The 23,890-nt window shown below is 67.5% G+C and carries 38 protein-coding genes and 1 pseudogene; 36 read left to right on the forward strand and 3 right to left on the reverse strand.

Annotation, left to right across the window (positions count from 1 at the left end; translation table 11 throughout):
* Nucleotides 1–12: 12 nt before the first annotated feature.
* The 34 genes and pseudogenes from rplC (at nt 13) to ACFWUU_RS20395 (ending at nt 19,242) form a co-directional block, all read left to right on the forward strand.
* The gene (rplC, locus tag ACFWUU_RS20230) at nt 13–669 is read left to right on the forward strand and encodes a 50S ribosomal protein L3 (RefSeq protein ID WP_137258645.1); all 657 of its coding nucleotides are present in this window, start codon (nt 13–15) and stop codon (nt 667–669) included.
* Complete coding sequence (rplD, locus tag ACFWUU_RS20235) at nt 666–1,358, forward strand: 50S ribosomal protein L4 (protein ID WP_137258646.1); 693 nt, start codon at nt 666–668, stop codon at nt 1,356–1,358. Before rplC ends, rplD begins: the two co-directional genes overlap by 4 nt.
* Nucleotides 1,355–1,660 carry a 50S ribosomal protein L23 gene (gene rplW / locus ACFWUU_RS20240; protein WP_137258647.1) on the forward strand — a complete coding sequence of 102 codons (306 nt, stop codon included), beginning with the start codon at nt 1,355–1,357 and terminating at the stop codon, nt 1,658–1,660. The genes rplD and rplW overlap by 4 nt, the downstream gene beginning before the upstream one ends.
* On the forward strand, nt 1,660–2,493 hold the full coding sequence (rplB, locus tag ACFWUU_RS20245; protein WP_137258648.1) for a 50S ribosomal protein L2: 834 nt from the start codon (nt 1,660–1,662) through the stop codon (nt 2,491–2,493). The genes rplW and rplB overlap by 1 nt, the downstream gene beginning before the upstream one ends.
* 15 nt (nt 2,494–2,508) lie before the next feature.
* Nucleotides 2,509–2,790: a 30S ribosomal protein S19 gene (gene rpsS, locus ACFWUU_RS20250; protein ID WP_130441496.1), complete on the forward strand. Its 282-nt coding sequence runs from the start codon at nt 2,509–2,511 to the stop codon at nt 2,788–2,790.
* A 52-nt stretch (nt 2,791–2,842) separates the two neighbouring features.
* Nucleotides 2,843–3,283, forward strand: a pseudogene (gene rplV, locus ACFWUU_RS20255) (50S ribosomal protein L22); the annotation flags it as partial.
* Nucleotides 3,284–3,443: 160 nt separating this feature from the next.
* Nucleotides 3,444–4,307 carry a 30S ribosomal protein S3 gene (gene rpsC / locus ACFWUU_RS20260; protein WP_134107176.1) on the forward strand — a complete coding sequence of 288 codons (864 nt, stop codon included), beginning with the start codon at nt 3,444–3,446 and terminating at the stop codon, nt 4,305–4,307.
* A 3-nt stretch (nt 4,308–4,310) separates the two neighbouring features.
* Nucleotides 4,311–4,730 carry a 50S ribosomal protein L16 gene (gene rplP, locus ACFWUU_RS20265; RefSeq protein ID WP_137258650.1) on the forward strand — a complete coding sequence of 140 codons (420 nt, stop codon included), beginning with the start codon at nt 4,311–4,313 and terminating at the stop codon, nt 4,728–4,730.
* Complete coding sequence (gene rpmC / locus ACFWUU_RS20270; RefSeq protein ID WP_380177270.1) at nt 4,730–5,014, forward strand: 50S ribosomal protein L29; 285 nt, start codon at nt 4,730–4,732, stop codon at nt 5,012–5,014. The genes rplP and rpmC overlap by 1 nt, the downstream gene beginning before the upstream one ends.
* Complete coding sequence (rpsQ, locus tag ACFWUU_RS20275) at nt 5,011–5,307, forward strand: 30S ribosomal protein S17 (protein ID WP_133789407.1); 297 nt, start codon at nt 5,011–5,013, stop codon at nt 5,305–5,307. Before rpmC ends, rpsQ begins: the two co-directional genes overlap by 4 nt.
* 92 nt (nt 5,308–5,399) lie before the next feature.
* Nucleotides 5,400–5,768: a 50S ribosomal protein L14 gene (gene rplN / locus ACFWUU_RS20280; protein WP_012923677.1), complete on the forward strand. Its 369-nt coding sequence runs from the start codon at nt 5,400–5,402 to the stop codon at nt 5,766–5,768.
* A gap of 1 nt (nt 5,769) precedes the next feature.
* On the forward strand, nt 5,770–6,159 hold the full coding sequence (rplX, locus tag ACFWUU_RS20285) for a 50S ribosomal protein L24 (protein WP_137258652.1): 390 nt from the start codon (nt 5,770–5,772) through the stop codon (nt 6,157–6,159).
* The gene (gene rplE / locus ACFWUU_RS20290; protein WP_137258653.1) at nt 6,159–6,731 is read left to right on the forward strand and encodes a 50S ribosomal protein L5; all 573 of its coding nucleotides are present in this window, start codon (nt 6,159–6,161) and stop codon (nt 6,729–6,731) included. The genes rplX and rplE overlap by 1 nt, the downstream gene beginning before the upstream one ends.
* Before the next feature lies 1 nt (nt 6,732).
* Nucleotides 6,733–6,918: a type Z 30S ribosomal protein S14 gene (locus ACFWUU_RS20295; RefSeq protein WP_012923674.1), complete on the forward strand. Its 186-nt coding sequence runs from the start codon at nt 6,733–6,735 to the stop codon at nt 6,916–6,918.
* 91 nt (nt 6,919–7,009) lie between these two features.
* Entirely contained in the window at nt 7,010–7,417 is a 408-nt protein-coding gene (rpsH, locus tag ACFWUU_RS20300) for a 30S ribosomal protein S8 (RefSeq protein ID WP_134107189.1), read from the forward strand.
* 27 nt (nt 7,418–7,444) lie between these two features.
* The gene (rplF, locus tag ACFWUU_RS20305) at nt 7,445–7,987 is read left to right on the forward strand and encodes a 50S ribosomal protein L6 (RefSeq protein ID WP_137258654.1); all 543 of its coding nucleotides are present in this window, start codon (nt 7,445–7,447) and stop codon (nt 7,985–7,987) included.
* A 3-nt stretch (nt 7,988–7,990) separates the two neighbouring features.
* Complete coding sequence (gene rplR, locus ACFWUU_RS20310) at nt 7,991–8,374, forward strand: 50S ribosomal protein L18 (RefSeq protein ID WP_130441476.1); 384 nt, start codon at nt 7,991–7,993, stop codon at nt 8,372–8,374.
* Nucleotides 8,375–8,407: 33 nt separating this feature from the next.
* Complete coding sequence (gene rpsE, locus ACFWUU_RS20315; RefSeq protein WP_137258655.1) at nt 8,408–9,007, forward strand: 30S ribosomal protein S5; 600 nt, start codon at nt 8,408–8,410, stop codon at nt 9,005–9,007.
* Nucleotides 9,007–9,189 carry a 50S ribosomal protein L30 gene (rpmD, locus tag ACFWUU_RS20320; RefSeq protein ID WP_137258656.1) on the forward strand — a complete coding sequence of 61 codons (183 nt, stop codon included), beginning with the start codon at nt 9,007–9,009 and terminating at the stop codon, nt 9,187–9,189. The genes rpsE and rpmD overlap by 1 nt, the downstream gene beginning before the upstream one ends.
* A 1-nt stretch (nt 9,190) precedes the next feature.
* Nucleotides 9,191–9,631, forward strand: a complete 441-nt coding sequence (rplO, locus tag ACFWUU_RS20325) for a 50S ribosomal protein L15 (RefSeq protein ID WP_130441472.1) — start codon at nt 9,191–9,193, stop codon at nt 9,629–9,631.
* A 135-nt stretch (nt 9,632–9,766) separates the two neighbouring features.
* The gene (gene secY, locus ACFWUU_RS20330; RefSeq protein ID WP_137258657.1) at nt 9,767–11,068 is read left to right on the forward strand and encodes a preprotein translocase subunit SecY; all 1,302 of its coding nucleotides are present in this window, start codon (nt 9,767–9,769) and stop codon (nt 11,066–11,068) included.
* The gene (locus tag ACFWUU_RS20335) at nt 11,068–11,640 is read left to right on the forward strand and encodes an adenylate kinase (RefSeq protein ID WP_170989987.1); all 573 of its coding nucleotides are present in this window, start codon (nt 11,068–11,070) and stop codon (nt 11,638–11,640) included. Before secY ends, ACFWUU_RS20335 begins: the two co-directional genes overlap by 1 nt.
* A 4-nt stretch (nt 11,641–11,644) precedes the next feature.
* Complete coding sequence (map, locus tag ACFWUU_RS20340; protein WP_137258658.1) at nt 11,645–12,469, forward strand: type I methionyl aminopeptidase; 825 nt, start codon at nt 11,645–11,647, stop codon at nt 12,467–12,469.
* A gap of 64 nt (nt 12,470–12,533) precedes the next feature.
* Entirely contained in the window at nt 12,534–12,986 is a 453-nt protein-coding gene (locus tag ACFWUU_RS20345; protein WP_380177271.1) for a DUF1707 domain-containing protein, read from the forward strand.
* Entirely contained in the window at nt 12,983–13,792 is an 810-nt protein-coding gene (locus ACFWUU_RS20350) for a hypothetical protein (RefSeq protein WP_380177272.1), read from the forward strand. The genes ACFWUU_RS20345 and ACFWUU_RS20350 overlap by 4 nt, the downstream gene beginning before the upstream one ends.
* A gap of 98 nt (nt 13,793–13,890) precedes the next feature.
* A complete protein-coding gene (infA, locus tag ACFWUU_RS20355; RefSeq protein WP_012923661.1) occupies nt 13,891–14,112 on the forward strand; it encodes a translation initiation factor IF-1 in 222 nt (73 codons plus the stop codon).
* A gap of 33 nt (nt 14,113–14,145) precedes the next feature.
* Nucleotides 14,146–14,259: a 50S ribosomal protein L36 gene (gene rpmJ / locus ACFWUU_RS20360; protein ID WP_008361054.1), complete on the forward strand. Its 114-nt coding sequence runs from the start codon at nt 14,146–14,148 to the stop codon at nt 14,257–14,259.
* A 184-nt stretch (nt 14,260–14,443) separates the two neighbouring features.
* On the forward strand, nt 14,444–14,815 hold the full coding sequence (gene rpsM / locus ACFWUU_RS20365; RefSeq protein WP_130441462.1) for a 30S ribosomal protein S13: 372 nt from the start codon (nt 14,444–14,446) through the stop codon (nt 14,813–14,815).
* A gap of 50 nt (nt 14,816–14,865) precedes the next feature.
* Nucleotides 14,866–15,273, forward strand: a complete 408-nt coding sequence (gene rpsK / locus ACFWUU_RS20370) for a 30S ribosomal protein S11 (protein ID WP_130384622.1) — start codon at nt 14,866–14,868, stop codon at nt 15,271–15,273.
* 26 nt (nt 15,274–15,299) lie between these two features.
* On the forward strand, nt 15,300–15,908 hold the full coding sequence (gene rpsD, locus ACFWUU_RS20375; RefSeq protein WP_137258661.1) for a 30S ribosomal protein S4: 609 nt from the start codon (nt 15,300–15,302) through the stop codon (nt 15,906–15,908).
* A 104-nt stretch (nt 15,909–16,012) separates the two neighbouring features.
* Nucleotides 16,013–17,038 carry a DNA-directed RNA polymerase subunit alpha gene (locus tag ACFWUU_RS20380; protein WP_130384620.1) on the forward strand — a complete coding sequence of 342 codons (1,026 nt, stop codon included), beginning with the start codon at nt 16,013–16,015 and terminating at the stop codon, nt 17,036–17,038.
* A 67-nt stretch (nt 17,039–17,105) separates the two neighbouring features.
* Nucleotides 17,106–17,783 carry a 50S ribosomal protein L17 gene (gene rplQ / locus ACFWUU_RS20385; RefSeq protein WP_137258662.1) on the forward strand — a complete coding sequence of 226 codons (678 nt, stop codon included), beginning with the start codon at nt 17,106–17,108 and terminating at the stop codon, nt 17,781–17,783.
* Nucleotides 17,784–17,843: 60 nt separating this feature from the next.
* Nucleotides 17,844–18,653: a tRNA pseudouridine(38-40) synthase TruA gene (gene truA / locus ACFWUU_RS20390; protein WP_380177273.1), complete on the forward strand. Its 810-nt coding sequence runs from the start codon at nt 17,844–17,846 to the stop codon at nt 18,651–18,653.
* Nucleotides 18,646–19,242 (forward strand): class I SAM-dependent methyltransferase, encoded by a 597-nt coding sequence (locus ACFWUU_RS20395; RefSeq protein WP_380177274.1) that lies wholly within the window; start codon nt 18,646–18,648, stop codon nt 19,240–19,242. The genes truA and ACFWUU_RS20395 overlap by 8 nt, the downstream gene beginning before the upstream one ends.
* A gap of 1 nt (nt 19,243) precedes the next feature.
* Here ACFWUU_RS20395 and ACFWUU_RS20400 read toward each other — a convergent pair whose 3' ends face one another.
* On the reverse strand, nt 19,244–21,049 hold the full coding sequence (locus ACFWUU_RS20400; RefSeq protein ID WP_380177275.1) for a hypothetical protein: 1,806 nt from the start codon (nt 21,047–21,049) through the stop codon (nt 19,244–19,246).
* Nucleotides 21,050–21,226: 177 nt separating this feature from the next.
* Between ACFWUU_RS20400 and ACFWUU_RS20405 the strand changes: the two genes are divergently transcribed.
* Together ACFWUU_RS20405 and ACFWUU_RS20410 are read left to right on the forward strand one after the other, a co-directional pair.
* The gene (locus ACFWUU_RS20405) at nt 21,227–21,745 is read left to right on the forward strand and encodes a SigE family RNA polymerase sigma factor (protein WP_380177276.1); all 519 of its coding nucleotides are present in this window, start codon (nt 21,227–21,229) and stop codon (nt 21,743–21,745) included.
* Nucleotides 21,738–22,511, forward strand: coding sequence for a hypothetical protein (locus tag ACFWUU_RS20410; protein WP_380177277.1), 774 nt, complete (start codon nt 21,738–21,740; stop codon nt 22,509–22,511). The genes ACFWUU_RS20405 and ACFWUU_RS20410 overlap by 8 nt, the downstream gene beginning before the upstream one ends.
* On the opposite strand, the gene ACFWUU_RS20415 is transcribed toward ACFWUU_RS20410, so the two are convergent.
* Both ACFWUU_RS20415 and ACFWUU_RS20420 read right to left on the reverse strand, forming a co-directional pair.
* Nucleotides 22,512–23,669: a hypothetical protein gene (locus tag ACFWUU_RS20415; protein ID WP_380177278.1), complete on the reverse strand. Its 1,158-nt coding sequence runs from the start codon at nt 23,667–23,669 to the stop codon at nt 22,512–22,514.
* A complete protein-coding gene (locus ACFWUU_RS20420; protein ID WP_380177279.1) occupies nt 23,666–23,866 on the reverse strand; it encodes a hypothetical protein in 201 nt (66 codons plus the stop codon). Before ACFWUU_RS20420 ends, ACFWUU_RS20415 begins: the two co-directional genes overlap by 4 nt.
* Nucleotides 23,867–23,890: the final 24 nt, after the last annotated feature.

Raw genomic sequence — 23,890 nt, forward strand, 5'->3', positions numbered from 1 at the left:
CGCGAACAGCCAATGAGCACTGTCAAGAACACGCGCGGTCTGCTGGGCACCAAGCTCGGCATGACCCAGACCTGGGACGAGAACAACCGTGTCGTCCCCGTCACCGTGATCCAGGCCGGACCATGTGTCGTCACCGGTGTCCGCACGGCGGACCGGGACGGCTACGACGGCGTCCAGATCGCCTTCGGCGACATCGACCCCCGCAAGGTGACCAAGCCCCTGCGCGGCCACTTCGACAAGGCCGGCGTGACGCCGCGGCGCCACCTGCTGGAGCTGCGCACCGCCGACGCCAGCGAGTACACGCTGGGCCAGGAGATCAAGGCCGAGGCCTTCGAGGCCGGTGAGCGGGTCGACGTTTCCGCGACCAGCAAGGGCAAGGGTTTCGCCGGTGTGATGAAGCGCCACGGCTTCCACGGCCTGCGCGCCACCCACGGTGTGCACAAGAAGCACCGTTCGCCGGGTTCCATCGGCGGCTGCGCCACCCCGGGCCGGGTCTTCAAGGGCCTGCGGATGGCCGGCCGGATGGGCGCCGAGCAGATCACCACGCAGAACATCAGCGTCCACGCGATCGACACCGAGCGCGGTCTGATCCTGCTCAAGGGCGCCGTACCCGGCCCCAAGGGCGGTCTGGTGCTGATCCGCAACGCCGCGAAGGGAGCTGCGAAGTGAGCACCGTCGACGTCGTCGTCGTGAAGGGCGACAAGGTCAGCAAGAAGGGTTCCGCCGAGCTTCCGGCCGAGCTGTTCGACGTCCAGGTCAACGTGCCGCTGATCCACCAGGTCGTGGTGGCCCAGCTGGCCGCGGCCCGTCAGGGTACGGCCAAGGCGAAGAGCCGGGGCGAGGTGTCCGGTGGTGGCGCCAAGCCGTACCGCCAGAAGGGCACCGGTCGCGCCCGCCAGGGTTCGACCCGCGCGCCGCAGTTCACCGGTGGTGGCGTCGTCCACGGCCCGGTGCCGCGCGACTACAGCCAGCGGACCCCGAAGAAGATGATCGCCGCCGCGCTCCGCGGCTCGCTGTCGGACCGGGCCCGTGACGGCCGCGTGTTCGTCGTCGAGAGCTTCGTGGACGGCGACCAGCCTTCCACCAAGTCGGCGCTGAGTGTGCTGTCCCAGGTCACCGACCCGGGCAAGGCGCTGGTCGTGGTCGACCGCGCCGACGAGCTGACCTGGCTGAGCCTGCGCAACGTGCAGCACGTGCACCTGATCGCGGCCGACCAGCTCAACGCGTACGACGTGCTGTGCAGCGACGCGGTCGTGTTCACCAAGAGCGCGCTCGACTCGTTCGTCGCCGGCGCGCCCAAGGGCAAGTCCGTCAAGGCCGTCGCGACGTCGACCGAGGCCGAGGAGGCAGAGGCATGAGCCACGGAGTCAACAAGGACCCGCGTGACGTGCTGCGCCGGCCGGTCGTGAGCGAGAAGAGCTACGGCCTGCTGGACGAGCAGAAGTACACGTTCGAGGTCGACCCGACCGCCAACAAGACCGAGATCAAGCTCGCGGTCGAGAAGGTCTTCAAGGTCAAGGTCAGCGACGTCAACACCATCAACCGCAAGGGCAAGCGCCGCCGGACCCGGTCCGGTTTCGGCAAGCGCCCCGACACCAAGCGGGCGATCGTGACCCTCAAGGGTGACGACCGCATCGACATCTTCGGAGGCCAGTCGTAATGGGGATCCGCAAGTACAAGCCGACGACGCCGGGCCGCCGTGGCTCGAGTGTGGCCGACTTCGTCGAGCTCACCCGTTCGACCCCCGAGAAGTCGCTGCTGCGCCCGCTGCCGAAGAAGGGCGGCCGGAACAACTCCGGCAAGATCACCACCCGGCACCACGGTGGCGGTCACAAGCGGGCGTACCGGCTGATCGACTTCAAGCGGTACGACAAGGACGGCGTGCCGGCGAAGGTCGCGCACATCGAGTACGACCCGAACCGCACCGCGCGGATCGCGCTGCTGCACTACGTGGACGGCGAGAAGCGCTACATCCTCGCCCCGTCGAACCTGCAGCAGGGCACGGTCGTCGAGAACGGCCCGGCCGCCGACATCAAGATCGGCAACAACCTGCCGCTGCGCAACATCCCGGTCGGTTCCACCATCCACGCGGTCGAGCTGCGGCCGGGCGGTGGCGCCAAGATGGGCCGCTCCGCCGGTGCCAGCATCCAGCTGGTCGCGAAGGAAGGCCGGATGGCCACCCTGCGGATGCCGTCCGGCGAGGTCCGGATGGTCGACGTACGCTGCCGCGCCACCCTCGGTGAGGTCGGCAACGGCGAGCAGTCGAACATCAACTGGGGCAAGGCGGGCCGGATGCGCTGGAAGGGCAAGCGCCCGACCGTCCGCGGTGTCGCGATGAACCCGGTCGACCACCCGCACGGTGGTGGTGAGGGTAAGACCTCGGGTGGTCGCCACCCGGTGTCCCCGTGGGGTCAGCCTGAGGGCCGTACCCGCACCCGCAAGGAAAGCGACCGCATGATCGTCCGGCGCCGCAAGGCCGGCAAGAAGCGCTGATAGGAGCCGGCCAGAATGCCACGCAGCCTGAAGAAGGGCCCGTTCGTCGACCACCACCTCGCGAAGAAGGTGGAGGTGCAGAACGAGAAGGGCACCAAGAACGTCATCAAGACCTGGTCCCGCCGATCGATGATCGTGCCGGACATGATCGGCCACACGATTGCGGTGCACGACGGCCGCAAGCACGTGCCGGTGTTCGTGACGGACGCGATGGTCGGGCACAAGCTCGGCGAGTTCGCACCGACCCGGACGTTCAAGGGTCACGAGAAGGACGACCGGAAGTCACGGCGTCGCTGATCCTCAGGGACAGTGACGAAGCGAAAGCAACCTACGGAGAGATTCGAACATCATGAGCGTTCAAGAGCGTAGGGCGATCAGCGCCCGTCGCGAGAGCCTGCTGGGCGACGAGCCCGGGGCCTTCGCGGTCGCGCGCTTCGTCCGCGTGACGCCGATGAAGGCGCGCCGCGTGGGTGATCTGGTGCGCGGTCTGGGCGTCGACGACGCACTCGCCACTCTGAAGTTCGCCCCGCAGGCCGCTGCCGCGACCGTGTACAAGGTCGTCGACAGCGCCGCGGCGAACGCCGAGGGCACCGAGCACCTGAGCCGGGCCGACCTGGTCGTGGCCAAGGTCCTCGTGGACGAGGGACCGACGCTGAAGCGTCACCGCCCGCGTGCGCAGGGCCGGGCCACCCGGATCGACAAGCGGACCAGCCACATCACCATCGTGGTCACCCCGCGGGTCACCGATGAGCCGGTCGAGAAGGCCCCGGCCAAGAAGACGGCCGCCAAGAAGTCCGCGGACACCGCGGACACGGCGAAGAAGGCACCTGCCAAGAAGACGGCCAAGAAGGCCGCCGACAAGGCAGAGGCCGCCGAGAAGCCGGCCAAGAAGGCGACCGCCAAGAAGTCGGCCGCGAAGAAGGCCACCGCTGAGAAGAAGGAGTCCTGACGTGGGACAGAAGGTTAACCCGCACGGGTTCCGTCTCGGCATCAGCACCGACCACAAGAGCCGTTGGTACGCCGACAAGCTGTACAAGGACTACGTGGGCGAGGACGTCAAGATCCGTCGCCTGCTGAGCAAGGGCATGGAGCGCGCCGGAATCTCCCGCGTGGAGATCGAGCGCACCCGTGACCGGGTCCGGGTCGACATCCACACCGCCCGTCCGGGCATCGTGATCGGCCGCCGTGGCGCCGAGGCGGACCGCATCCGCGGATCGCTGGAGGAGCTCACCGGCAAGCAGGTGCAGCTGAACATCCTCGAGGTGAAGAACTCCGAGGTGGACGCGCAGCTGGTCGCACAGGGTGTGGCCGAGCAGCTGTCCGGTCGTGTGGCGTTCCGCCGCGCGATGCGCAAGGCGATGCAGACCACCATGCGTGGCGGCGCCCTGGGCATCCGGATCCAGTGCTCCGGCCGGCTCGGTGGCGCGGAGATGTCGCGGTCGGAATTCTACCGCGAAGGCCGCGTCCCGCTGCACACGCTGCGGGCCGACATCGACTACGGCTTCTACGAGGCCCGGACGACCTTCGGCCGGATCGGCGTGAAGGTCTGGATCTACAAGGGCGACGTCGCCGGTACCCGCGCCGAGCGGGAGGCGCAGGCTGCTGCCCGCGCCGCCACCCAGCAGCGTGGCCGTCCGGCCCGTCGTGACGGTGGCGACCGCGGCGACCGTGGTGGTCGCGGTGGAGACCGTGGCGGCCGTGGTGGCCGTGGCGACGACCGTCGGGACAACGCGCGCAACACCAACGCGGCTCCGGCCGCCGAGGCTGCGCCGGCTGCCGACAAGGCCGCCGAGACGACCGGAACGGAGAGCTGACCGATGCTCATCCCCCGCAGGGTCAAGCACCGCAAGCAGCACCACCCCAAGCGCACCGGCGCTGCCAAGGGTGGTACGACGCTGGCCTTCGGTGACTTCGGCATCCAGGCGCTGGAGAGCCACTACGTCACCAACCGGCAGATCGAGGCCGCGCGTATCGCGATGACCCGGCACATCAAGCGTGGCGGCAAGGTGTGGATCAACATCTACCCGGACCGTCCGCTGACCAAGAAGCCCGCCGAGACCCGGATGGGTTCCGGTAAGGGTTCGCCGGAGTGGTGGATCGCCAACGTCAAGGCCGGTCGCGTGCTGTTCGAGCTCTCCGGCGTACCGGAGGACATCGCTCGCGAGGCCATGCGCCGCGCGATCCACAAGTTGCCGATGAAGTGCCGCTTCATCTCCCGAGAGGCAGGTGAGAACTGATGGCTACCCTGACCGCCGCTGAACTGCGGAACCTCGGACGGGACGAGCTGATGACCAAGCTCGGTGAAGCCAAGGAGGAGCTGTTCAACCTCCGGTTCCAGGCTGCCACGGGCCAGCTGGAGTCCCACGGCCGGCTGCGCGCCGTCCGCAAGGACATCGCCCGCATCTACACGGTGCTGTCCGAGCGTGCGCTCGGGATCACCGAGGAGGTCGACGCCCCGGTTGCCGAGGCCGAGGCCGGGGCCGACGAGCCTGCGGACGACAGTGAGAAGGCCAACGCATGACCGAGAACGCGAAGGACGAGACCGTGAGCACGACCACCGAGGCGCGAGGCCGCCGGAAGACCCGTGAGGGTCTGGTGCTGAGCGACAAGATGGACAAGACCGTCACCGTCGAGGTCGAGGACCGGGTCAAGCACAAGCTGTACGGCAAGGTCATCCGGCGGACGAGCAAGCTCAAGGCGCACGACGAGCAGAACGCCGCCGGCATCGGCGACCGTGTCCTCCTGATGGAGACCCGGCCGCTGTCGGCGACCAAGCGCTGGCGCGTCGTCGAGATTCTCGAGAAGGCCAAGTAGTTCCGGTCGTTGCGATCGGCAACCAATCGAAATTATTCGTTCCGCAAGGCTCACGTGAGTGAGAACCAGCGAGACAACCAGGAGATCAACAGATGATCCAGCAGGAGTCGCGACTGAAGGTCGCCGACAACACGGGTGCCAAGGAGATCTTGTGCATCCGCGTTCTCGGTGGCTCCGGTCGGCGCTACGCCGGTGTCGGTGACACGATCGTCGCCACCGTCAAGGACGCGATCCCCGGCGGCGGTGTGAAGAAGGGTGACGTCGTGAAGGCGGTCGTCGTGCGGACCGTGAAGGAGCGCCGGCGTCCGGACGGCTCCTACATCCGCTTCGACGAGAACGCCGCGGTGATCCTGAAGGCCGACGGCGAGCCGCGCGGCACCCGTATCTTCGGGCCGGTCGGCCGGGAGCTGCGGGAGAAGCGCTTCATGAAGATCATCTCGCTCGCGCCGGAGGTGCTCTGAGATGGCCCAGCAGAAGAAGCTGCACGTGAAGAAGGGCGATCAGGTCCGTGTGATCGCCGGTAAGTCCAAGGGCCTCGAGGGCAAGATCATCCAGGTCTTCCCCGACGACGAGAAGGTCATCGTCGAGGGCGTCAACCGGGTGAAGAAGCACACCAAGGTGCAGCAGGCCCAGCGCGGCGGCACCACCGGTGGCATCGTCACCCAGGAGGCCCCGATCCACGTCTCGAACGTGGCGCTTCTGGTCGAGGTCGAGAAGGACGGCAAGAAGCAGAAGGTGACCACGCGCGTCGGCTACAACCGTGTCGAGGTGCAGAAGCGCCGTCCGGACGGTTCGACGTACACCGGTTTCCGGAGCGTCCGGATCGCCCGGCGTACCGGCGAGGAGATCTGATGAGCACCGCAGTAACCGAGACCAAGGTCCTGCCGCGGCTGAAGACGAAGTACCGCGAGGAGATCGTCGGAAAGCTGCAGGACGAATTCAAGTACGCCAACGTCATGCAGGTGCCCGGGCTCACCAAGATCGTGGTGAACATGGGCGTCGGCGAGGCGGCGCGTGACTCCAAGCTGATCGAGGGCGCGGTGAAGGACCTGGCCGCGATCACCGGCCAGAAGGCCCAGGTCACCAAGGCCCGCAAGTCGATCGCGCAGTTCAAGCTGCGCGAGGGGATGCCGATCGGCGCCCACGTGACGCTGCGCGGCGACCGGATGTGGGAGTTCCTGGACCGGCTGCTGGCGCTCGCGCTGCCCCGGATCCGCGACTTCCGCGGCCTGTCCCCGAAGCAGTTCGACGGCACCGGGAACTACACCTTCGGTCTGACCGAGCAGGTGATGTTCCACGAGATCAACCAGGACCGCATCGACCGGGTCCGGGGTATGGACATCACCGTGGTGACCACCGCGAAGAACGACGACGAGGGTCGGGCCCTGCTGCGGGCGCTCGGCTTCCCGTTCAAGGAGAACTGACGTGGCGAAGACAGCACTCAAGGTCAAGCAGGCCCGGAAGCCGAAGTTCGCGGTGCGTGGCTACACGCGCTGCCAGCGCTGCGGCCGGCCGAAGGCGGTCTTCCGCAAGTTCGGCCTGTGCCGGATCTGCCTGCGGGAGATGGCGCACCGGGGCGAGCTGCCCGGTGTGACCAAGTCCAGCTGGTGACCGTCTCCACCCCCGAACTTCTCCCTACTCACCATCTAGTCACCGTAGGTCGCCGAACGGCGAAACCACGGCGGGAAAGAGGCCCCAGGCCATGACGATGACCGACCCGATCGCAGACATGTTGACGCGTCTGCGGAACGCCAACCAGGCGTACCACGAGTCGACCGCGATGCCGTACAGCAAGATCAAGCAGGGTATCGCCGACATTCTCCAGCAGGAGGGCTACATCGCCTCCTACAAGGTGGAGGAGCCCAAGGAGGGTGCCGTCGGCAAGACCCTCATCGTGGACCTCAAGTTCGGCCCGAGCCGGGAGCGCTCCATTGCGGGCGTCCGCCGGATCAGCAAGCCGGGCCTGCGGGTCTACGCGAAGTCGACCAGCCTGCCCAAGGTCCTCGGTGGCCTGGGCGTCGCGATCATCTCGACGTCCCAGGGACTGCTGACCGACCGTCAGGCAAAGAACAAGGGCGTCGGCGGGGAAGTCCTCGCCTACGTCTGGTGACGAAGAACCGGAAGGAGGACCACTGAAATGTCTCGCATCGGTAAGCTCCCGGTCACGGTCCCGTCCGGCGTCGACGTCACGATCGACGGCCAGACGGTCACTGTGAAGGGTCCGAAGGGTCAGCTGTCGCACGTCGTCGCTGAGCCGATCGCGGTCAACCGCGAGGAGGACGGCGCGATCGCCGTCACCCGCCCGGACGACCAGCGCAAGAGCAAGGAACTGCACGGCCTGTCCCGCACCCTGATCGCCAACCTGGTCACGGGCGTCACGGACGGCTACGAGAAGAAGCTCGAGATCGTCGGCGTCGGGTACCGCGTCCTGTCCAAGGGACCGACCCAGCTGGAGTTCTCGCTCGGGTACAGCCACACCATCACGGTGGACGCGCCGGAAGGCATCACGTTCAACGTCGAGGCCCCGACCCGGTTCTCGGTGATCGGCATCGACAAGCAGTCCGTCGGTGAGGTCGCCGCCAACATCCGCAAGCTGCGTAAGCCCGAGCCGTACAAGGGCAAGGGTGTGCGGTACGCCGGCGAGCAGGTGCGCCGCAAGGTCGGAAAGGCTGGTAAGTAACCCATGGCGATCGGACTGCGTCCGCACAAGCACTCCGCCAAGAAGACGGCCTCCCGGCTGCGTCGGCAGATCCGGGTCCGGAAGAAGATCAACGGCACGGCCGAGCGGCCGCGACTGGTGGTCACCAAGTCCTCGAGGCACCTGTTCGTTCAGGTCATCGACGACGTGGCCGGCAAGACGCTGGTCTCCGCCTCCACCATGGAGGCCGACCTGCGCGGCGCCGAGGCCAACAAGACCGACAAGGCCAAGACCGTCGGCGGCCTGATCGCCGACCGGGCCAAGGCTGCCGGGATCGACTCGGTCGTGTTCGACCGGGCCGGGAACAAGTACCAGGGCCGCATCGCAGCCCTGGCCGATGCCGCCCGCGAGGGCGGGCTCGGGTTCTGACATGGCGACGTACAAGGAAGAAGGTAGTTCGAAATGAGCGGAGGCCAGCAGCGTCGCGGAGGCGGCGCCGGTGGTGAGCGCCGTGGTCGCGACGGAGGTCGCGGTCAGGCAGCTGACAAGACCGCCTACATCGAGCGCGTGGTAGCCATCAACCGTGTCGCCAAGGTCGTGAAGGGTGGTCGTCGCTTCAGCTTCACCGCCCTCGTGGTCGTCGGTGACGGTGAAGGCACCGTCGGTGTGGGGTACGGCAAGGCCAAGGAGGTGCCCGCGGCGATCGCCAAGGGCGTCGAGGAGGCCAAGAAGGCGTTCTTCAAGGTGCCGCGGATCCAGGGCACCATCCCGCACCCGGTCCAGGGCGAGAAGGCGGCAGGCGTGGTCATGCTGCGTCCGGCCGCGCCCGGTACCGGTGTGATCGCGGGTGGCTCGGCACGCGCCGTACTGGAGTGCGCCGGGATCCACGACATCCTGAGCAAGTCGCTGGGCTCGTCCAACTCCATCAACGTGGTGCACGCCACCGTTGAGGCGTTGCGCAGCCTGGAGACTCCGGAGGCCGTGGCCGCGCGCCGTGGCCTGCCGGTCGAGGACGTCGCGCCGGCGGCCCTGCTGAAGGCGCGGGCGGAGGTGGCGTCCTGATGGCACGCCTGAAGGTCACCCAGATCCGTTCCGGCATCGGTGGCAAGCAGAACCAGCGCGACACGCTGCGCACCCTGGGCGTCAAGCGGATCGGCGACACCGCCGTCCACGAGGACAAGCCTGAGGTTCGCGGTATGGTCCGTGCGGTTCGCCACCTCATCACCGTCGAGGAGGTCGACTGACATGGCGCTCAAGGTTCACCACCTGCGTCCGGCGCCCGGTGCCAAGACCGCCAAGACCCGCGTGGGTCGTGGTGAGGGCAGCAAGGGCAAGACGGCCGGCCGCGGTACCAAGGGCAGCAAGGCCCGTAACAACATCCCCGAGTGGTTCGAGGGTGGCCAGATGCCGCTGCACATGCGGCTCCCGAAGCTGAAGGGCTTCAAGAGCAGGAACCGGGTGGAGTTCCAGGTCGTTAACCTGGACAAGCTCGGACAACTGTTCCCCGAAGGTGGCGAGGTCGGCGTAGCCGAACTGGTCGCCAAGGGCGCGGTCCGTCGCGGTCAGCCGGTCAAGGTACTGGGTGACGGCGAGCTGACCGTGGCACTGCAGGTCTCGGCACACAAGTTCTCCAAGTCCGCCACGGACAAGATCCAGGCGGCTGGGGGGACCACGACCGAGGTGTGACACGAGGTCCAGGGCTCGTAACGCCCGGTGCTTGATATCCTGCGCCGGTCGGACGAGCCCTGGTTCGTCTCTTGCCCAGCGGCTTAGCTAGGCCCCTGCCGTGCCCGCGGCAAGGGAAACTTGTGGGAGGACAGGGTGTTAGGCGCCTTTGCCAACGCGTTCAAGACTCCGGACCTGCGCCGGAAGATCTTGTTCGTGCTCTTCATCGTCGTGATCTTCCGGATCGGCTCCGTCGTGCCGGCACCGGGCGTCAACGTTCAGTCTCTGCACACGTGTATCAAGATCTCCCAGGGTGGCCAGAACGCCAACCTGTACAACTTGATCAACCTGTTCTCCGGCGGAGCGCTGCTGCAGCTCGCGATCTTCGCGCTCGGCATCATGCCGTACATCACCGCCAGCATCATTCTGCAGCTGCTCACCGTGGTGATCCCGCGGCTGGAGTCGCTGAAGAAGGAGGGCCAGGCGGGACAGGCCAAGATCACGCAGTACACCCGGTTCCTGACCGTCGGTCTGGCGATCCTGCAGTCGACCGCGTTCGTGGCGCTCGCCCGGACGCCGGGCCGGCTGTTCCAGGGCTGCACCGAGCCGCTGCTGTACAAGGACGACTGGTTCACCGTCAGCGTGATGGTGCTGACCATGACCGCCGGCACCGGCGTGATCATGTGGCTCGGTGAGCTGATCACCGACCGCGGCGTCGGCAACGGCATGTCGATCCTGATCTTCACCCAGATCGTCGCCACCTTCCCGACCCAGCTGTGGAGCATCCGCAAGCAGAAGGGCATCGCCACGTTCGTCGTGGTGATCGCCATCGGGTTGGTCATCATGGCCGCGGTCATCTTCATCGAGCAGGCCCAGCGCCGGATCCCGGTGCAGTACGCCAAGCGGATGGTCGGACGGAAGATGTTCGGCGGTACGTCGACGTACATCCCGCTGAAGGTCAATCAGGCCGGTGTCATCCCGGTGATCTTCGCGTCCAGCCTGCTGTATCTACCGGTCCTGGTCAGTCAGTTCCAGCAAGGTAAGGGCTGGTCGAACTGGATCCAGGGCAACTTGGTCAAGGGCGACCACCCGATCTACATGGTGACGTACGTCGCCCTGATCATCTTCTTCACGTACTTCTACGTCTCGATCACCTTCAACCCGAAGGAGGTCGCGGACAACATGAAGAAGTACGGCGGCTTCATTCCGGGGATCCGGGCGGGTCGGCCGACCGAGGAATACCTCAAGTACGTGTTGGACCGCATCACGCTGCCGGGCGCGATCTACCTCGCGGCGATCTCGATGATCCCGCTGGTCGCTCTCGTCCTGCTGAACGCGAGCCAGAACTTCCCGTTCGGAGGTACGTCGATCCTGATCATGGTCGGCGTCGGACTCGACACGGTGAAGCAGATCGAGTCTCAGCTGCAGCAGCGAAACTACGAAGGGTTCCTGCGCTGATGAGAATGTTGCTGATGGGTCCGCCCGGGGCGGGCAAGGGCACGCAGGCAAAGGTGCTTGCGGACCGCCTGAATATCCCGGCCGTGTCCACCGGCGACATCTTCCGTGCGAACGTGAAGGACGAGACACCGCTGGGCATCGAGGCCAAGCGGTACATGGATGGCGGCGACTACGTCCCGGACGAGATCACGAACGCGATGGTCCGTGACCGGCTGTCCGAGGCCGACGCCGGCGAAGGCTTCCTGCTCGACGGGTACCCGCGGACGCTGGCCCAGGTGAGCACGCTGGACGAGATCCTGGCCGACCACGGCCACAAGCTGGACGCCGTGGTCGCGCTGGTCGCCGATATCGACGTACTGGTCGAGCGGATGACCAAGCGGGCGCACATCGAAGGCCGGACGGACGATTCCGAAGAGGTCGTCCGGCACCGGCAGGACGTCTACGCCGCCGAGACCAAGCCGCTGCTGCAGGTGTACGCCGAGCGCGGCCTGCTGGTCGAGGTGGACGGTGTCGGCGAGATCGACGAAGTGAGCGAGCGGGTGCTCGCCGCGCTCAAGACGGTGACCGAATAGAGCCATGATGTTCAGGGACCGCGGGATCGAGATCAAGACCCGCGAACAGATCCTCGCCATGCGGAAGGCCGGCCTGGTGGTCGGCCGGACGCTGGAGCTGCTCCGCGGTGAGGTCAAGGCCGGTATCACCACGGGTGACCTCGACGCGATCGCCGAGGACAACATCCGCTCCTCCGGCGCGACCCCGTCGTTCAAGGGGTACCACGGCTTCACCGGCTCGATCTGCGCCTCGGTGAACGACGAGATCGTGCACGGCATCCCGGGCGGCCGGGTGCTGGCCGACGGCGATCTGATCTCGATCGACTGCGGCGCGATCGTCGACGGCTGGCACGGCGACGCCGCGATCACCGTTCCGGTCGGCCAGGTCGCGGACGAGCTGCTCGAGCTCGGCCGGATCTGCGAGGAGTCGATGTGGCGCGGGTTCGCCGCGGCCCGGCTCGGCGGCCGGTTGACCGATATCTCGGCGGCGATCGAGGCGCACGTCCGCGCCAACTCGTCGTACGGGATCGTCGAGGACTTCGTCGGGCACGGGATCGGCTCGGCCATGCACCAGCCGCCGAACGTGCCGAACTTCGGCCGCCCCGGTCGCGGCCCGAAGCTGGTCGAGGGGATGGCGCTGGCCGTCGAGCCGATGCTCACGCTCGGCAAGCAGGACAACCACACGCTCGAGGACGACTGGACGGTCGTCACCGACGACGGCCGGTCGGCCGCGCACACCGAGCACACGTTCACTCTCACTCCGCAAGGGCCGTGGGTGCTGACCGCGATCGACGGCGGTGAGGCCAAGCTGGCCGAGTTGGGGATCACGTTCGGCGCGCTGGCTGATTGACGGACTCCGGGGGTCCACCCGTCGGGGGACGCGGAGCGCCCCGTAGCTGAGGCACACTTGAGACATGCCCCAGTACCAGCCGTACCAGCGTTTCACCGAAGCCGACCGCGACAAGATCGCCGGACGGTTGCGGGACGCGTTCGCGGACGGCCGGCTGGATCAGCCCGAGTTCTCCTCCCGCCTCGACCAGCTCTACACCGTCCAGACGTACGGCGAGCTCGAGCCGCTGGTGCGGGATCTGCCGCCGGTGCGCACGTACCAGACGCCCGAGGTCGTGCAGGACGCCAAGCCGGCCCCGGAGCCGGGCAACTTCCCGGAGCGGAAGAAGGACAGCCACCCGCACAAGCGCGGAATCGGTGCGCTGGGTGGCGGTTTCACCGGCGTGGTGGCGATCAACGTCGTGATCTGGTTCGTGATCGGGCTCGGTAACGGCGGGCACTGGCCGTCCTTCTGGCCGGTCTGGCTGCTGATCCCCTGGGCGATCATCGCCCTCGGCGGCCTCGGCAGGCGCCGTTGACGGCCGCCCCGGTCAGTCGCCGCCTCGCCGCCCCATGGCTCCGGCCGGATTGGGCGTGGCAGCTGCATCAGGGGTCTGCGGTCGTCTACGTGATCTGGTTCGCGATCGCCGTACCGCTGGCGATCGTCGGGCTGCTGCTGGAGCCGCGCTGGGTGGGCTGGTTCGTGCTGGCCTGGTTCCTGGTGCTGATCGGGTTCACGCTGGCGCTGCGGATCGGTGACGGCCGCCGCAAGCAGTCGTGGGCCGACACGGCGCACCAGCTCGGCTGGCGGGTCAGCGCGTCGGACGCGGAGCTGCGGGATCGTTGGCCGTTCCCACCGTTCGACGCCGATCCGGGTGCCGCGGTCGTGGATGTGACCACCGGACGGCATCGGGGCCGGGAGTTCTGGACCGGACGGTTCCGGCACAAGGTACGGCGGCGTGAGCTCGGGTTCGACTTCCTCGACCTGCAGGTGGATCGCCCCCTGCCGCCGATGCAGGTGCTGCCCGCCGGCCTTTCGCCGGTCGCGGCCGCCAGTCTGCTGCCCCTACCGCTCACGCTCGACGGCCTGCCGGCGCAGTACCGCTTGTTCAACGGCCGCGAGGACCATGCGATGGCGGTCCTGCACCCGCGGGCGGTCGAGGCGCTGGCCGACGTACCGCCGTTCGGGTTCAGCTGTGAAGGGCGTCGGTTCGTGGCGATCCTTCCGGCGTACCGCGATTCCGTCACTGCGCTCGCACAGATGGATGCAGCCTGTGATCTTCTGGATCTGATGCCCGAACAGGTGTGGCGCGCGGGCGAGCAGTGGGCGGCCACCAATACCTGACCGGAGGGCTCGATTGGGTTTCGCATGGGTGCGTGGCGTACACTTTTTCCTTGGCTCTTTGTAGCCATAGCCAGTCACGTCTACAGAAGTGCGAGGACATGCCCAAAAAAGAGGGAGTAATCGAACTCGAGGGCACCATCGTCGAGGCCCTGCCGAACGCGATGTTCCGTGTTGAGCTGTCCAACGGGCACAAAGTGCTCGCGCACATCAGCGGCAAGATGAGGCAGCACTACATCCGAATCCTCCCCGAGGACCGGGTCGTCGTGGAGCTGTCGCCGTACGACCTCACCAGGGGTCGGATCGTCTATCGGTACAAGTAACAACCACCAACACCTGTCGAAGAAAGTAGCTCGATGAAGGTCAATCCGAGCGTCAAGAAGATCTGCGACAAGTGCAAGGTGATCCGCCGTCACGGCCGGGTCATGGTGATCTGCGAGAACCCGCGGCACAAGCAGCGGCAGGGCTGACAAAGCTCGACGCAGTACACAGGCACTTTCGCACCACAGCGCGCACGCTCATCCGGGAGAAACTTCCCGGATGTTGCCCCCGGAACAGAGGCCGGGGCCCTGCCGGTGAAAAACAACTTCTCACCGAGGCGGGCGGGGACGCGGCGCGCCACCACACCTCTGCCGACGAAAGGAACACCGCCACATGGCACGCCTCGTAGGGGTCGACCTGCCGCGCGACAAGCGCATCGAGGTCGCTCTCACCTACATCTTCGGTGTAGGTCGTACTCGCGCCCTGAAGACGCTCGAAGCCACCGGCATCTCCGGTGACAAGCGCGTCCACGAACTGGGCGACGACGAGCTGGTGAAGCTCCGGGACTGGATCGAAGGCAACTACAAGATCGAAGGTGACCTCCGTCGCGAGGTGACCGCGGACATCCGCCGCAAGATCGAGATCGGGTCGTACCAGGGTCGCCGGCACCGCAGCGGCCTGCCGGTGCGTGGTCAGCGCACGCGGACCAACGCCCGCAGCCGCAAGGGTCGCCGTAAGGCGATCGCCGGCAAGAAGAAGAAGTGATCCGGATGCCTGCATACGATTCCGTCGACCAGCCCAGGAGCAACTGACCTATGCCTCCCAAGAGCCGCAGCGCGGCCGGCGCGAAGAAGGTGCGCCGCAAGGAGAAGAAGAACGTGGCCGCCGGCCACGCGCACATCAAGAGCACGTTCAACAACACGATCGTGACGATCACCGACCCGACCGGCGCGGTCATCTCGTGGGCTTCCGCGGGGACCGTCGGCTTCAAGGGTTCGCGCAAGTCGACCCCGTTCGCCGCCCAGATGGCCGCCGAGGCCGCCGGGCGCCGGGCGATGGAGCACGGCATGCGCAAGATCGACGTGTTCGTGAAGGGTCCCGGCTCCGGCCGTGAGACCGCGATCCGTTCACTGGGTGCGGTCGGCCTCGAGGTCGGCACCATCCAGGACGTCACCCCAGTCGCCCACAACGGATGCCGCCCGCCCAAGCGGCGCCGGGTCTGACCCCAGAGAGAGGAAGGTAGCGAACCATGGCCCGTTACACCGGACCTATGACCAAGAAGTCGCGCCGTCTCGGGGTCGACCTCGTCGGTGGCGACAAGGCGTTCGAGCGTCGTCCGTACCCGCCGGGTATGCACGGCCGCGGCCGCCCGAAGGAGAGCGAGTACCTGCTCCAGCTGCGCGAGAAGCAGAAGGCGCGTTACTCGTACGGCGTTCTCGAGAAGCAGTTCCGCCGGTACTACGAGGAGGCCTCGCGGCGCTCCGGCAAGACCGGTGACAACCTGCTGCAGATCCTCGAGTCCCGCCTGGACAACGTGGTCTACCGCTCCGGCCTGGCCCGGACCCGTCGGCAGGCCCGTCAGCTCGTCGTCCACGGTCACTTCACCGTGAACGGCGTCAAGGTGAACATCCCGTCGTACCGGGTGGCTGCGCACGACATCATCGATGTCAAGCAGAAGTCGGTCGAGACGACGCCGTTCATCATCGCCCGCGAGACGCACGCCGAGCGCGTCGTCCCCGCGTGGCTCGAGGTGATGCCCGAGCGGCTGCGGATCCTCGTCCACCAGCTGCCGACCCGGCAGCAGATCGACACCCAGGTCGCCGAGCACCTGATCGTCGAGCTCTACTCGAAGAACTGACCGCGTACCGGCCGGTGGCCCCCGGGCTGCCGGCCGGTCCGGCGCGGACTTCGAACCATCGCGACCTCAAATAGTGGTCGTCGCGACAGAGAAGGAACACGAAGTTGCTTATCGCACAACGCCCCACCCTGACCGAAGAGGTCGTCGACGAGTACCGCTCGCGGTTCGTGATCGAGCCGCTGGAGCCGGGCTTCGGTTACACCCTCGGTAACTCGATCCGCCGGACCCTGCTGTCCTCCATCCCGGGTGCAGCCGTCACCAGCATCAAGATCGACGGTGTCCTGCACGAGTTCTCGACCGTTGCCGGGGTCAAGGAAGACGCCACCCAGCTGATCCTGAACCTGAAGGACCTGGTCGTCTCGTCGGAGCACGACGAGCCGGTCACCATGTACCTGCGCAAGCAGGGCCCCGGTGACGTGACCGCCGCCGACATCGCGCCGCCGGCCGGTGTCGAGGTGCACAACCCGGACCTGAAGATCGCCACCCTGAACGAGAAGGGCCGGCTCGAGATGGAGCTGGTCGTCGAGCGCGGCCGCGGTTACGTGTCCGCCGTACAGAACAAGTCCGCCGACGCCGAGATCGGCCGGATGCCGGTCGACTCGATCTACTCGCCGGTGCTCAAGGTCACCTACAAGGTCGAGGCGACCCGTGTCGAGCAGCGCACCGACTTCGACCGCCTCGTGGTCGACGTCGAGACCAAGCCGTCGATGCTGCCCCGCGACGCCGTCGCGTCGGCCGGTAAGACCCTGGTCGAGCTGTTCGGTCTGGCCCGCGAGCTGAACGTCGAGGCCGAGGGCATCGACATCGGCCCGTCGCCGGTGGACGAGCAGATGGCCGCCGACCTGGCCCTGCCGGTCGAGGACCTGCAGCTGACCGTCCGGTCGTACAACTGCCTGAAGCGCGAGGGCATCCACACCGTGGGTGAGCTGATCTCGCGCAGCGAGCAGGACCTGCTGGACATCCGGAACTTCGGCTCCAAGTCGATCGACGAGGTCAAGCTGAAGCTGGCCGAGATGGGCCTGTCGCTGAAGGACTCCCCGCCCGGGTTCGACCTGCGCGCCGCTTCCGGTGCCTATGGCAACGAGGCGGACGACGAGGACGAGAGCTTCGCCGAGACCGAGCAGTACTGAGCTGACCAAAGGCCCGTCGGGCCCTAACCCTTCGGCCCGACGGGCCTGAGATTCCTGGAGTTACGAGATGCCAACCCCCACCAAGGGTGCACGGCTGGGCGGCAGCCCGGCGCACGAGAAGCTGATCCTCAGCAACCTCGCGACGTCGCTGTTCGAGCACGGCGCGATCACCACCACCGCGGCCAAGGCCAAGCGCCTGCAGCCGCTGGCGGAGCAGATGATCACCAAGGCGAAGCGTGGTGACCTGAACTCGCGCCGTCAGGTGATGAAGCGGATCAAGGACAAGAGCGTCGTGCACGTGCTCTTCACCGAGATCGGCGAGCGGTACGCCGACCGTCCGGGTGGCTACACCCGGATCACCAAGCTCGGTCCGCGTAAGGGCGACAACGCGCCGATGGTGAAGATCGAGCTGGTCGAGGCGCTGGCCGAGTCGCCGAAGGCGAAGAAGACCGCCAAGAAGGCTCCGGCCAAGAAGGCGGCCGCTCCGAAGGCTGAAGAGCCGAAGGAGGACGAGAAGGTCCAGGACGTCGTCGCGGGTAAGTTCGACAACTCCGCCGCGCCGCTCGAGGACGGCTCCGCGCCCGAGGGCTTCACCATCAAGGGCAACGAGAACTCGATGAAGTACCACACCACCGAGTCGCCGTGGTACGACCAGACGGTCGCCGAGGTCTGGTTCAAGACCGAGGCGGACGCCGAGGCCGCGGGCTTCGCCAAGGCCGGCGAGACCGAGGACGACGACAAGTAAGCACTCCTTCAGAGCCCCCTCACCGCACGGTGAGGGGGCTCTGTTGCGTTAGATTGCCGTGTGCGTTGGCGGATAGACCTCAGGTACGACGGAACCGGCTTCCACGGCTGGGCGCGTCAAGAGGGACTCCGTACCGTGCAGGGCACGCTGGAAGAGGCCATCCGGGTCGTACTGCGGCTGCCGGAGCCGCTGACCGTGACCTGTGCCGGCCGGACCGACACGGGAGTCCATGCCCGGGGCCAGGTCACGCATGTGGACGTGGAAGGCGCTGTAGACCCGCTGAGGCTCTTGAGAGGGCTGAACGGCGTCCTGCCCGAGGATGTAGCTGTCACAGCCGTCACGGCGGCTCCAGAGGGCTTTGACGCCAGGTTCTCCGCTCTGGCCCGCCGGTACGTGTACCGCCTGTGCGACGACCCGGCCGGCTGGGACCCGCTGACCCGGGGACATGTACTCCGAGTGGGCCCGCTCGATGTGGACCGGATGAACGCGGCCGCGGCCGGTCTGCTCGGGGAGCACGACTTCGCGGCGTACTGCAAGAAGCGGGAGGGTGCCAGCACAGTGCGGGCGCTGTTGGACTTCTCGTGGCAACGGACGGGTGTCGGGCAGCTGGAGGGGACTGTGATCGCGGATGCCTTCTGTCACTCGATGGTGCGGGCTCTCGTCGGTTCGATGATCCCGGTGGGCGACGGACGGCGGGACGTGGAGTGGCCAGGCGTTGTACTGGCTGCGAAGGTGCGGGACTCGGCTGTGTCTGTGTTGCCGGCGCATGGGCTGACGCTGGAGGAAGTGCGGTACCCGGCGGACGACGAGCTGGCCGCGCGGGCGCTGCAGGCCCGGCAGGTCAGGGGAGAGGTGCATCAGCGTGGGTGACCACTTCTTCTCCGCGGACCCGCAGTCGGCGGACGTACGGCGTACCGTCGAGGCGCGGATCTGGGGGAAGCCGTACGTCTTCACGACGGCGACCGGTGTGTTCTCCCGGGACCGTTTGGACATCGGTACGGCGGTGCTGTTGCGGGAGACGGAGCCGCCCAAGCGGGCAGGCACGTTCCTCGACCTGGGCTGTGGCTACGGACCGATCGCGTGTGCGCTGGCGTTGGAGGCCCCAAAGGCGACGGTGTGGGCGGTCGACGTGAACAACCGGGCGCTGGAGCTGACCGGGGTGAACGCGGCGGCCGCGGGGGTTGCGGATCGGGTGCACGCGGCGCTGCCGGACGACGTACCCGAGGATCTGTTGTTCGACGAGATCTGGTCGAACCCGGCGATCCACATCGGCAAGCCGGAGCTGCACAAGATGCTGCTGCACTGGCTGGCCCGGCTTGCGCCTGATGGCGTGGCGTGGTTCGTCGTCGGCAAGAACCTGGGCGGCGATTCCTTGCAGCGCTGGATGACCGAGCAGGGCTTCCCGTGCGAGCGGGTCGGCAGCGCGAAGGGCTTCCGCGTACTTCGCGCCACCCGCTGAGCTAGCGCCCGGTGAACCGCTGGCTGGATTTGTCCGGTTGGTGACCTCGTCTCGCCGCTGACTCCGAGCCGCTGGACCGATCGCTGCCGGGACGTGGCTGGCCGCTGGTCGCCGCGGCGATGCTCTTCCGCAGCGCGTCGTCACCGGAGATGTCTGCTTGTCTGACAGGTCGGCCGGCCTTCTCGATCGCCGTGGTGAGCTGATGACTCAGCCGTTCGCCGGCCGTGGCCCGGTTCCACGCGTGCAGCTTGGTCTGGCCGTTCCGGTCGGCTTCTGCCGCCTTGGCGATGGTGGCCTCGAGGTTGCCCGCCAAGGTCTTGGTGGCCTCCGCCCAACGGCTGCGATCGACGACCATGCCGGGCTCGCCGAGGCTGAGGGCGGCCGCCCTCTCGATGCGCTCGTTGGAAGGTGCCGTGAGCAACCTCGCTGTGATCTCGTGCGGCTCCAGGCCCTGCCTTCGTGCGGCGGCCTCGGTGAGAGTCGCCACCACCTGCGCCGTGGCGGTCGTGTCGGGCTCAGGTTGATCCGCGTCGAAGCCGAGAGCTGCGAAGAGACGGTCCCGCTCTTGACCGACGAAGTCCCGGCAGAGCTGGTCCTCGATCGCCTGTCCTGCTGGGTCGTTCGGCCTGCTCCCGGGCGCGGTTGGGTTGCACAGACGGGCGGCCTCGGTTGCGACGACGTCAACCGCTGCCCTGAACTGCGGGGACGGCGGCTCGGCCGGGTCGGCGTTCGCCAGGACGTCGATCACCTTTTCCTGGTCGAAGGTCAGCGAGCGATCGGGGTCGGCGTACCCGAGCGCACCTTCGGGCAGGCCCGAGGTGTGCAGCCTGCCGTTCCAGTAGTCGGTGTTGAGCTTGAGTTGGAGCACCAGCGCTTCACTGTCGCGCCCCTGGCTGACCGAGGCCCGACCGGTCGCGAGGTTGGCTTGTACGACGGACATGAGGCTCGCGACCTGTTGATAGCCGGGCTGATCGGTGTCGATCGCATCCCTTGCCTGGGCGCAGTGTTGGAGCACCGACGTGGCTGCTCGTCTGCCGAACCGCTCGGCGCCCTGATCGAACTGGCGACCGGGTTCGCCACACTGCTCGAAGATGTCGTCGAGTTCCTGCGTGAGGTTGGCCTTCAGCCGAGCCACGTGATCCGCCGGCGGGGTACGCGACGAGCCATCCGGCAGTCGGCGCTGCAGCGGGTCGTGTTCGACGAGGGCATCCGCGAGCGCCTCGAAGCGTTGTCCGGGCGGAGTCCGCGCCAGCAGGTCTTCGAGCTCGCCGGCCTGCATCCCGAGGTGGTTGCCGAGCCTCTGGGTGAGTGCACCCGTCGCAGCCTGGAGGTACGGCTGCCGACCCTGCACATCGCGGATCTCCGGGAAGGCGCGATCGATCAGCGAGCCCTCGATGACCTTCGGGATGACGACGGTGTCGCGGAGCCCGGAGTCCAGTGCCTGCAACGCAGGGGTCGTCGCGGGCTGAGGCGGGTCGACCTTCTCGAGGTAGACGGTGACGAAATCGTCCAGCGCCTGCCTGACGTTCTCTGCTTCCTCACGCGTCGGCTGGTGCTGGCCGACGTAGTGCGCGTCGAACATGCGATGGCCGGAAACCCCGATCCAGTACGCGGTCCGGGCGCCCAGCACGATCGCGCCGTCGGCCCGTACGGCGTTCCGGTTGTCGTTCCAGTCCGACCGCGCGTACAGGTCGAACGTGTCGTACCGCGTGTGCCCCAGCGTGAGCGTCAGGTGGTACGCCCAGTCGAAAGCCTGGGGCTCGGCCCGGCTGACCCGGCCGTCGATCTTCTCGTACCCGTCCGGCATGCTGCAGCCCTTCCTCCTCGGCGGAACAACCGCGCCAGACTAACGACGCAACGGTCGATGAACAGCCGGCGTCAAGCACCGATTGGGTTACGCTGCGGACCGTCCAGCGGCAGGTTCGGGATCCTGCTGCAACGAACGCGCCACCGGCGCCGTCCTGGAGGTATGGAGGCAGCCTTGGTGGCAGCGGAGGCTCGGACAGGGCCGCTCGACTTCGAGGCATGGGTCAGCGAGAAGGCGGACGCCCTGCTGCGGTTCGCCTATGTCCTGACCGGCGACGCCAGCCTGGCCGAGGACGCCGTACAGGACGCCCTGACGACTGCGTGTGCGCGCTGGGGCCGGGTGAGCCGGGCCGACGATCCTGAGGCGTATGTGAAGCGGATGGTGGTGAATGCGCACATCTCCTGGTGGCGGAAGTTCCGTCGCCGTGAGGCGCCCGCTGCGGATCCGGTGCGGACCGCACGAGCCGTTCCCGACGGTACGGCGGCCCGCGCCGAGTCGGAGGCGATCTGGGCGCTGTGCGCGACGCTGCCGGACAAACAACGAGCTGCCGTCGTACTGCGGTTCTACGAGGAGCTGTCGTACGCCGAGATCGGACAACTGCTGCATTGCGCGGAGGCGACCGCCCGGTCGCATGTCCATCGAGCACTGGCCGCACTGAAAACCACGCTGAGCACGGAAGGAGCCGAGGATGCCTGAGCACGACCCTGAGCAGGAGCTCGGCCCCAAGTTCACGGCTGCCCTGCACAACCAGGCCGCCGGACAGACCCACCCGCAGAACATCGGACTGGCCCGGGAGGCGCGTCGACGTGTGCACCGGCGTCGCCAGACGTGGTCGATCGCAGCAGGCGCCGTACTGGTGGCTGCCGCAATCGGAGGTGTGTGGAGCTTCGCCGGTGGCGGCGCGTCACAGGTTGCCTCCAGCAACAGTAATTCCAGCGGGGACAGCAAGGCCGAGGCTCCGAACAGGACACAAGGCTTGGCGCCGTCCAACGAGTCGGCGGTGGCCGGTTGTCCGGTCGACCATCCGATCCTGAAGGCTCCGGGTCCGGACGCGCTGCCGGCCGGCACCGGGCTTGACGTGAACACGCCGGTGACCGGGCTGCGTGCCTGTCGCTACGGCTTTGCCGAGGGTGGGACCGGGCTGCTCGGACAGGAGTCGTTCAACGCCGCGACGGCGCAGCAGGTGGTCAACGAGATCAAGGTGCTACCGGAGCGGAACGTGAAACTGCCGGTGTTCAAGTGCGCGCCACAGGTCGCCAAGCCGTCCGAGGCGATCGTGCTCCGGTTCGACACGGCGGCCGGTATCCGCGAGATCTGGGTCGAGTACGACGGCTGTCAGTCGGCCGGCTTCTTCACCGGCACGCACACGTACGGCCTGTTCTCGGCGCCACTCAAACTGTTCATGACCGGCTCCGTCCGCCCGTCCGGCGGCACCTACCTGGACGCCCTCAAGGACTGGTAACTACTCGATCCCACGCTCCGGCCGACGAGCCGATCCGATCTGCCGCACGTTGTCGGGCCGTCCGGTCGCATCGACCGCCGGATCGGGGCGTTGGCTGGGACCGGTGTGTGAGCCGAGGAACTGCCGCAGCCTGGCGATCTCCTGCTCGCGAGCGACCGGCGTGACTCGTTCGTAGGTTGCCGGCTCGCGACCCGGTGCCGGTTGCTGTGCCGGCCAGCCCGCGTCGGCCCAGATCTGACCGACCTGCTCCTGGCGGTCGAGGAACGTCTCGCGCAGCGCGTCCGGCAGCTCGGGTGGCTCGACGCCGGGGTTGTCGGCGTTCCACGACTCGTAGTGGGCCTTGATGTCGTCGAGGTTGACGCTGAACTCCACGTCGGTCAGCTCGGCCGACTTGTCGCCCCAGGTCTGCTTCAACCCGGGATGCGTGAGTTCGCTGTACTCCGTCATCGCGAGACCGCCGAGCCCGCGACGCAGCGGCCCGGCGAGGTGCTCGCGGAGTCCGGCCCGGTGCGTCTCGGGGACCAGGTCGCCGACCTGGTGGTCGATCACCCGGTCGGCGATCACGTCGAAGCGGTCCGGGATCTCGGTCCGCTCGATCAGATCGCGGAGCTCGCCGGCGCCCATCCCGGTGGCGCCGGCCAACGGGGCCAGCAGGCGGTCCGTAGCCGTCGTGAACGCCGGGAACGCAGGAGCGCTGCTGGAGATCGGCAGCGGATGCTCGCTCAGCTCGTCGGCGATCCGAGCGCCGTACCGCTCGGTGAACCGATCTGCCAGGCCGCGCTCGAGGGCGACGTCCTCATGCGGGACGAACGCGAGGACGTCGGCGTCGTTGTCGGCGCCGTACCCGGACAGCGAGAGCCGCGCCTGGTAGACGGCCATCCGCGTCGCGCCGGCCGCAGCGGACAGCTCCGCGTACTGCGGTGTGCGGCCGGGCGTGTAAGCGGGACGAGCCGGATCGAGCACGTGCTCACGGCTGATCGTCATGCTGCCGTCGGGGTAGTAGATCCCGCTCACCTGTCCGGGCTGTTCGTACAGCTTGCCGTTCCAGTGGGAGGCGCGGCCGGCGAACTCTGCGGTCTTGGCCACGACCGAGGAGAACCAGTCGTACTCCCAGGTGCCCGCGGGGATCTCGGGACCGCGTTGCAGCAGCTCGTTCACCGTGCCTCCCCGGCGATCAGCTCCGCGATGGAGCTGTTCATCAGCAGTACGGCGGCTTTGTCGCCCGGCGTCGCGGCCGGTACCAGCTCACCGATCCGCTGCAGTGTCTGCTGTAGTACGGCGGTTCGCTCCTGCCCCGTGGCGGTCGACAACATTGCTTCGGCGTACAGCCGCTGCGCCTCACGATATGCGTCCATCGGCGCCGATCATCCCTCGCCAGA

Origin of the sequence: Kribbella sp. NPDC058693, from assembly GCF_042715335.1 — a bacterium.
GTDB classification, from domain to species: domain Bacteria; phylum Actinomycetota; class Actinomycetes; order Propionibacteriales; family Kribbellaceae; genus Kribbella; species Kribbella jiaozuonensis.

Excerpts from the sequence above, each read along its gene's own strand:
- ACFWUU_RS20420 (WP_380177279.1), bottom strand. The coding sequence starts at position 23,866 with ATGGACGCATATCGTGAGGCGCAGCGGCTGTACGCCGAAGCAATGTTG.
- rpsS (WP_130441496.1), top strand. The coding sequence starts at position 2,509 with ATGCCACGCAGCCTGAAGAAGGGCCCGTTCGTCGACCACCACCTCGCG.
- rplP (WP_137258650.1), top strand. The coding sequence starts at position 4,311 with ATGCTCATCCCCCGCAGGGTCAAGCACCGCAAGCAGCACCACCCCAAG.
- rplX (WP_137258652.1), top strand. The coding sequence starts at position 5,770 with ATGGCCCAGCAGAAGAAGCTGCACGTGAAGAAGGGCGATCAGGTCCGT.
- rpsE (WP_137258655.1), top strand. The coding sequence starts at position 8,408 with ATGAGCGGAGGCCAGCAGCGTCGCGGAGGCGGCGCCGGTGGTGAGCGC.
- rplQ (WP_137258662.1), top strand. The coding sequence starts at position 17,106 with ATGCCAACCCCCACCAAGGGTGCACGGCTGGGCGGCAGCCCGGCGCAC.
- ACFWUU_RS20400 (WP_380177275.1), bottom strand. The coding sequence starts at position 21,049 with ATGCCGGACGGGTACGAGAAGATCGACGGCCGGGTCAGCCGGGCCGAG.
- rpsM (WP_130441462.1), top strand. The coding sequence starts at position 14,444 with ATGGCACGCCTCGTAGGGGTCGACCTGCCGCGCGACAAGCGCATCGAG.
- rplB (WP_137258648.1), top strand. The coding sequence starts at position 1,660 with ATGGGGATCCGCAAGTACAAGCCGACGACGCCGGGCCGCCGTGGCTCG.
- rpsH (WP_134107189.1), top strand. The coding sequence starts at position 7,010 with ATGACGATGACCGACCCGATCGCAGACATGTTGACGCGTCTGCGGAAC.
- rpsK (WP_130384622.1), top strand. The coding sequence starts at position 14,866 with ATGCCTCCCAAGAGCCGCAGCGCGGCCGGCGCGAAGAAGGTGCGCCGC.
- map (WP_137258658.1), top strand. The coding sequence starts at position 11,645 with ATGATGTTCAGGGACCGCGGGATCGAGATCAAGACCCGCGAACAGATC.
- rpmD (WP_137258656.1), top strand. The coding sequence starts at position 9,007 with ATGGCACGCCTGAAGGTCACCCAGATCCGTTCCGGCATCGGTGGCAAG.
- rplN (WP_012923677.1), top strand. The coding sequence starts at position 5,400 with ATGATCCAGCAGGAGTCGCGACTGAAGGTCGCCGACAACACGGGTGCC.
- rplE (WP_137258653.1), top strand. The coding sequence starts at position 6,159 with ATGAGCACCGCAGTAACCGAGACCAAGGTCCTGCCGCGGCTGAAGACG.
- rplW (WP_137258647.1), top strand. The coding sequence starts at position 1,355 with ATGAGCCACGGAGTCAACAAGGACCCGCGTGACGTGCTGCGCCGGCCG.
- rpmC (WP_380177270.1), top strand. The coding sequence starts at position 4,730 with ATGGCTACCCTGACCGCCGCTGAACTGCGGAACCTCGGACGGGACGAG.
- rplC (WP_137258645.1), top strand. The coding sequence starts at position 13 with ATGAGCACTGTCAAGAACACGCGCGGTCTGCTGGGCACCAAGCTCGGC.
- rplF (WP_137258654.1), top strand. The coding sequence starts at position 7,445 with ATGTCTCGCATCGGTAAGCTCCCGGTCACGGTCCCGTCCGGCGTCGAC.
- infA (WP_012923661.1), top strand. The coding sequence starts at position 13,891 with ATGCCCAAAAAAGAGGGAGTAATCGAACTCGAGGGCACCATCGTCGAG.
- rplR (WP_130441476.1), top strand. The coding sequence starts at position 7,991 with ATGGCGATCGGACTGCGTCCGCACAAGCACTCCGCCAAGAAGACGGCC.
- rplO (WP_130441472.1), top strand. The coding sequence starts at position 9,191 with ATGGCGCTCAAGGTTCACCACCTGCGTCCGGCGCCCGGTGCCAAGACC.
- ACFWUU_RS20345 (WP_380177271.1), top strand. The coding sequence starts at position 12,534 with ATGCCCCAGTACCAGCCGTACCAGCGTTTCACCGAAGCCGACCGCGAC.
- ACFWUU_RS20335 (WP_170989987.1), top strand. The coding sequence starts at position 11,068 with ATGAGAATGTTGCTGATGGGTCCGCCCGGGGCGGGCAAGGGCACGCAG.
- ACFWUU_RS20410 (WP_380177277.1), top strand. The coding sequence starts at position 21,738 with ATGCCTGAGCACGACCCTGAGCAGGAGCTCGGCCCCAAGTTCACGGCT.
- rpsD (WP_137258661.1), top strand. The coding sequence starts at position 15,300 with ATGGCCCGTTACACCGGACCTATGACCAAGAAGTCGCGCCGTCTCGGG.
- rpmJ (WP_008361054.1), top strand. The coding sequence starts at position 14,146 with ATGAAGGTCAATCCGAGCGTCAAGAAGATCTGCGACAAGTGCAAGGTG.
- rpsQ (WP_133789407.1), top strand. The coding sequence starts at position 5,011 with ATGACCGAGAACGCGAAGGACGAGACCGTGAGCACGACCACCGAGGCG.